This is a genomic window from Mesorhizobium sp. M7A.F.Ca.CA.001.08.2.1, from assembly GCF_003998455.1.
Taxonomy (GTDB): domain Bacteria; phylum Pseudomonadota; class Alphaproteobacteria; order Rhizobiales; family Rhizobiaceae; genus Mesorhizobium; species Mesorhizobium ciceri.
On the sequence record NZ_RZPW01000432.1, the window covers coordinates 1 to 5,381 of the forward strand.

Here is a 5,381-nt window from a genome sequence, read left to right on the forward strand (position 1 = left end):
GGTCCTGCTGGTCTTCGGCATGGATTCGCTTGCCGCCAAGGACGCCGCGGGCGGCATCATCGCCGGCGAACTGGCGCTGGCGCTCGTCATCCTGACCATCGCCTCGTTCTACTGCCTGCGCGTGCGCAATCCGCTGCTCGATCTCAAGCTGTTGCGCATCCGTACCTTCCGCATTTCGTTCCTCACCGGTGGCGGGCTGGACACGATCGGCCTTAGCTCGGTCGTCTTCCTGCTGCCGCTGATGTTCCAGCTCGGCTTCGGCATGAGCGCGGTGCAGGCGGGATCGCTGACCTTCGTCGCCGCGGTCGGCTCGGTGGCCATGCGGTTCTTCATGCCGCGTGTCCTCAACCGTTTCGGCTTTCGCCGCGTGCTGGTCTACAACACGCCCATCGTCGCCGCCCTGGTTGCCGGCTTCGCGCTGATGCAGGCGACGACGCCGGTGTGGATCGTGCTCACTTACATCTTCGTCTTCGGCGTCTTCCGCTCCGCGCAATGGGCCTCGACCGGCAACCTCGCCTATTCCGACATCGCGCCCGAGCAGCTCGCCCGTTTCAGCGCGCTCTATTACATATTATGGCAGCTGGCGGTGGCGATCAGCGTCGGCCTGGCCGCCGCGGCATTGTCGTTTCTGGCGGGCGGCGGCCCCGCCGTCGCCGACGATTTCCGCATCCTGTTCGTGATCGAGGGCGTCATCACGCTCTGCGCGCTGCTCGCCTATCTCAAGCTGACGCCCCAGGACGGCGCCCATGTCAGCGGCCACGGCGCACAGATGAACACGGAATGAGGCTGGCTGGCTTATTCGCTGAACGTCACCCACTCTTGCAGCGGCACGCGGTCGGTGCGGAAGGCGTTTTCAGGTTTTGACGTATCTTCATAACCAAGCGCCATGCCGCAGACGACGATCTCTTCGTCGGGAATGTCGAGCACCGGCCTGATCTGCCGGTGATAGGGCGCGAACGCCGCTTGCGGGCAGGTATGCAAACCCCTGCCCCGCGCCGCCACCATGATGTTCTGCAGGAACATGCCGTAGTCGATCCATGAGCCCTGGTTGAGGCGGCGATCGATGGTGAAGATCATGCCGACCGGCGCGTCGAAGAAGACGAAGTTGCGGTCGTGCTGGGCGCGCATCTTGTCGACCTCGCGGCGACCGATGCCGAGCGCGCCATAGAGGCCGAAACCGTTGGCGCGACGTCGCGTCAGGTACGGCTCGAAGAACTGCGTGGGATAATACCGGTACTCGTCCCAATCGGCTTTTTCGGCGCGAATGCCGGAATTGAGAATGGCGTCCGATATCCGCTGCTTGCTCTCGCCCTTGGTGACATAGACCTTCCATGGCTGCATGTTGGTGCCGGATGGGGCGCGCGCCGCAACCGCCAGAATGGCGCGGATGATGTCGTCTTCGACCATGTCGGGCAGGAATGCGCGCACCGAACGGCGCGACAGGATCGCCTCGTCGACAATCTCGGCGTCGCCCTCGATTCGGGGGTTATTTTCCAGCATGGGCCGTCCCTTACCCTTTGTCTCGATCGGACGTCCCCACTCGCCGCTCTCGGCGGAGCCTTTGCATGAACCGTCAAAATCGCGCAAGCAAATCTTGTGCATCCGTGAAAATCTGCTTGATTTTTTCATGAGCTTGATTTCTCATGAAATTTGTCGGTGATTTTTCATAAAGAGAGCGTTTTGCCTTCGACTACCGCAAGAACATTGCAGGGACCTGACGAACGCGTGCTGGCCGGCGACATCAGGGCCCTGCGCAAGGCGCGCGGGCTGACGCTCGCCGAGATCGGACTGAAGCTAGGCCGTTCGGTCGGCTGGGTCAGCCAGGTCGAGCGTGGCCTGTCGACGCCGTCGCTCGGTGACCTCAGGGCCTTCGCCGAACTGTTCGGCGTGCCGATCAGCCTGTTCTTCAGCCATGACGTACCTGTCGAAAGCGAGCGCGGCGTGGTCGTGCGCGCCGGCAGGCGCCGCACGCTTGGCACAAGCGAATCCGGCCTGGTGGAGGAGCTTCTGTCGCCCGATCTCGGCGGTAGCTTCGAGATGGTGCGTTCGGTCTTCGCGCCGGGCGCGGAACTGAAGGCCGAGGCGCAGCGGCCGACCGAGGAAGCCGGATACGTCGCGTCCGGACTGTTCGACATCGAGATCGGAGGTGTCTGGCATCGGCTTGGCGAGGGCGACTCCTTTCGCTTCGAAGGCAAGCCCTACCGCTGGCGCAATCCGGGTGCCGAGCCGGCAATTGTCATCTGGGTGGTTTCACCACCCCTCTATTGAGTTCAAGTTTGGAGAAGAACATGGCGGGTTTGCCGAGCACGGCGCGCGTGGTGATCATCGGAGGCGGCGCCGTCGGCACCTCCGCGCTCTATCATCTCGCCAAGGCGGGCTGGACCGACTGCGTGCTGCTTGAGAAGAACGAGCTGACCTCCGGCTCGACCTGGCATGCCGCCGGCAACGTGCCGACCTTCTCCTCGTCCTGGTCGCTGATGAACATGCAGCGCTATTCGACCGAGCTTTATCGCGGGCTGGCCGACGCGGTCGACTACCCCATGAACTATCACGTCACCGGCTCGCTTCGCCTTGCCCACTCGCTCGAGCGCATGCAGGAATTCCAGCGCGCCAAGGGCATGGGCCTCTACCAGGGTATGGACATAGACATTGTCGGTGTCGACGAGATCCAGCGTCGCTATCCCTTCATCGAGACGCATGAGCTGAAAGGCGCGCTCTACGACCCGAGCGACGGCGACATCGATCCGGCGCAACTCACCCAGGCGCTGGCCAAGGGTGCGCGCGACATGGGCGCGAAGATCATCCGCTTCTGCCCGGTCACAGGCGTGCGCCGCGAGAACGACGAGTGGGTGGTCGAGACGGCACAGGGCGAGATCCGCTGCGAGATCGTCGTCAATGCCGCCGGCTACCGCGCCGCCGAAGTCGGCCGGATGTTCGGCCGCGACGTGCCGATGATGGTGATGAGCCATCAGTACATTCTGTTCGAGGAGATCCCCGAACTCGCGGCATGGTCGAAGGAACAAGGCAAGAAGCTGCCGCTGCTGCGCGACGTCGACACCTCCTACTATCTGCGCCAGGAGAAGAACGGCATGAATCTCGGCCCCTATGAGCGCAATTGCCGCGCGCATTGGGCCACCCACAATGACCCGATGCCGGAGGACTTTTCCTTCCAGCTGTTCCCCGACGATCTCGACCGGCTGGAACATTATCTGGCCGACGCCGTCGCCCGCGTGCCGATCCTTGGCACGGCCGGCCTGTCCAAGGTGATCAACGGGCCGATCCCCTACACGCCGGACGGCAATCCGCTGATCGGTCCGATGCCTGGCGTTCCCAATGCTTTCGAGGCCTGCGTCTTCACCTTCGGCATCGCCCAGGGTGGCGGCGCCGGCAAGGTGCTGGCCGAATGGGTGACCGAGGGCCGGACCGAATGGGACATGTGGTCGTGCGACCCGCGCCGCTTCACTTCCTATGCCGCGGCGCCGGACTATTGCGTCGCCAAGGGCATGGAGATCTACGGCAACGAATACGCCATCCCGTTCCCGCGCCATGCCTGGCCGGAAGGCCGCGACCGCAAGCTGTCGCCGATCCACGATCGCATCAAGGCGCTCGGTGGCCGCTTCGATGCCTATAATGGCTGGGAGCGCGCCACCTGGTACGCGCAGGACGGCGATGACATCTCCGAGGAAGCCACGCTGACCTTCCGCCGCGACGGGCCATGGCAGCATCGTGTGCGCGAGGAATGCCTGGCCGTGCGTGACGCTGCCGGCATTTTGGACCTGCCTGGGTTCTCGCGCTTCAATCTCGATGGTCCAGGTGCCGCCGAATGGCTGAGCCTGCAGGTCACCGGACTGGTGCCGAAGCCAGGCCGCATCGGTCTCGTCTATTTCGCCGACGACAAGGGCCGCATCGTCACCGAAATGTCCGTCGTGCGTCACGACGAGAACCTGATGACGCTGATCACCGCGGCGGTCGCGCAGTGGCATGATTTCGAATGGCTGAAGTCGCGCATGCCCAAGGACGCACCGTTCAAGCTGATCGACCGGACCGAGGAATTCTCGACCCAGATCCTGGCAGGCCCGAACTCGCGAAAAATCCTCGCCGATGTCTGCGAAGCCGACCTCACTCTGCCATGGCTGACGCATCAGGAGACGAAGATCGCCGGCCGCTGGGCCAAACTCGTGCGCGTCTCCTTCGCCGGCGAACTCGGCTGGGAAATCCACACCAGGATCGACGACACCGCCGCCATCTTCGATGCCGTCTGCGCCGCAGGCCCGCAGCACGGGCTGAAGCCTTTCGGCATGTACGCGCTGGATTCGCTCCGGCTTGAGAAAGGCTACCGCACCTGGAAAGGCGACCTGTCGACCGACTATTCGATCCTGCAGGGCGGGCTCGAACGCTTCGTCAAATGGGACAAGCCCGACTTCCGCGGCAAGGCGGCACTGCTGAACGAAAAGCAGCAAGGCGTGAAGAAGCGCTTCGTTACGCTGGTGGTGGAAAACCCCGGCGATTGCGACGCTCCGTCAGTTTCTACACTCTGGCATGACGGCAAGATCGTCGGCGAGACGACGTCCGGCGGCTGGGGCCATCGCATCGACAAGTCGATCGCGCTCGGCATGCTGCGCGCCGACCTGGCCGAACCAGGTACATCAGTCGAGGTCGAAATCTTCGGTGACCGCTTTCAGGCAATCGTGCAGAAGGATGAACCGCTGTGGGATCCGAAGAACGAAAGGCTGCGCGCATGAAGAAAATCATCCTCACCGATGGCGGCATGGGCCAGGAACTGGTCCGCCGCAGCCAATCCGAGCCGACGCCGCTATGGTCGGCCAGGGTGCTGATCGACGAACCGGATCTGGTGCGCGACCTGCACACGGAATTCATCCGTGCCGGCGCTCGTGTCATCACCATCAACACCTATTCTGCGACACCCGAACGCCTGGCGCGCGAAGGTGCGGAAGACCTCTTCAAGCCATTGCAGAAGCGCGGCATCGAATTGGCCAGGCAGGCCCGCGAAGAGGCCGGCGATGCAGCCATCGCCGGTTGCCTGTCGCCGCTTTTCGGCAGCTATGCACCGGCACTGACCATTTCCTTCGAGGAGACGCTCGATATTTACCGCCGCATCGTTGCCGAGCAGGCCGATGGCGTCGACCTGTTCCTGTGTGAAACCATGGCGTCGGCGGACGAAGCCCGCGCAGCGGTGACCGCTGCATCGGAAAGCGGCAAGCCGGTATGGGTATCGTGGACGCTGGCTGACCACGGCAAGCCGCGGCTGCGCAGCGGCGAAGCCATTGCCACCGCGGCAAGCGCGCTCGACGGCCTGGCAGTCGCAGCGCGGCTGGTCAATTGCTGCCGGCCGGAAGCAATCGCCGCGGCTTTGCCTGAAC

5 protein-coding genes are annotated in these 5,381 nt (G+C 63.7%); 4 read left to right on the forward strand and 1 reads right to left on the reverse strand.

Translation table 11 applies throughout. The annotated features are described in order from the left end of the window. Positions 1-784: MFS transporter (locus EN914_RS22925; RefSeq protein ID WP_127223548.1), on the forward strand; the 784-nt coding region annotated here is incomplete at its 5' end. 11 nt (positions 785-795) lie between these two features. Here the strand turns inward: EN914_RS22925 and EN914_RS22930 are convergent. After that, positions 796-1,500 (reverse strand): nitroreductase, encoded by a 705-nt coding sequence (locus tag EN914_RS22930; RefSeq protein ID WP_024501334.1) that lies wholly within the window; start codon positions 1,498-1,500, stop codon positions 796-798. Positions 1,501-1,680: 180 nt separating this feature from the next. Between EN914_RS22930 and EN914_RS22935 the strand changes: the two genes are divergently transcribed. The 3 genes from EN914_RS22935 to EN914_RS22945 form a co-directional block, all read left to right on the forward strand. Next, positions 1,681-2,268: a helix-turn-helix domain-containing protein gene (locus tag EN914_RS22935; RefSeq protein WP_024501335.1), complete on the forward strand. Its 588-nt coding sequence runs from the start codon at positions 1,681-1,683 to the stop codon at positions 2,266-2,268. Between the two features lie 20 nt (positions 2,269-2,288). Continuing rightward, the gene (locus tag EN914_RS22940; RefSeq protein ID WP_024501336.1) at positions 2,289-4,742 is read left to right on the forward strand and encodes an FAD-dependent oxidoreductase; all 2,454 of its coding nucleotides are present in this window, start codon (positions 2,289-2,291) and stop codon (positions 4,740-4,742) included. Beyond that, positions 4,739-5,381: homocysteine S-methyltransferase family protein (locus EN914_RS22945; protein ID WP_164778857.1), on the forward strand; the 643-nt coding region annotated here is incomplete at its 3' end. The genes EN914_RS22940 and EN914_RS22945, both read left to right, overlap by 4 nt.

Bases quoted from the DNA above. Each gene is read 5' to 3' on its own strand.
- EN914_RS22940 (WP_024501336.1), top strand. From the start codon at position 2,289: ATGGCGGGTTTGCCGAGCACGGCGCGCGTGGTGATCATCGGAGGCGGC.
- EN914_RS22930 (WP_024501334.1), bottom strand. From the start codon at position 1,500: ATGCTGGAAAATAACCCCCGAATCGAGGGCGACGCCGAGATTGTCGAC.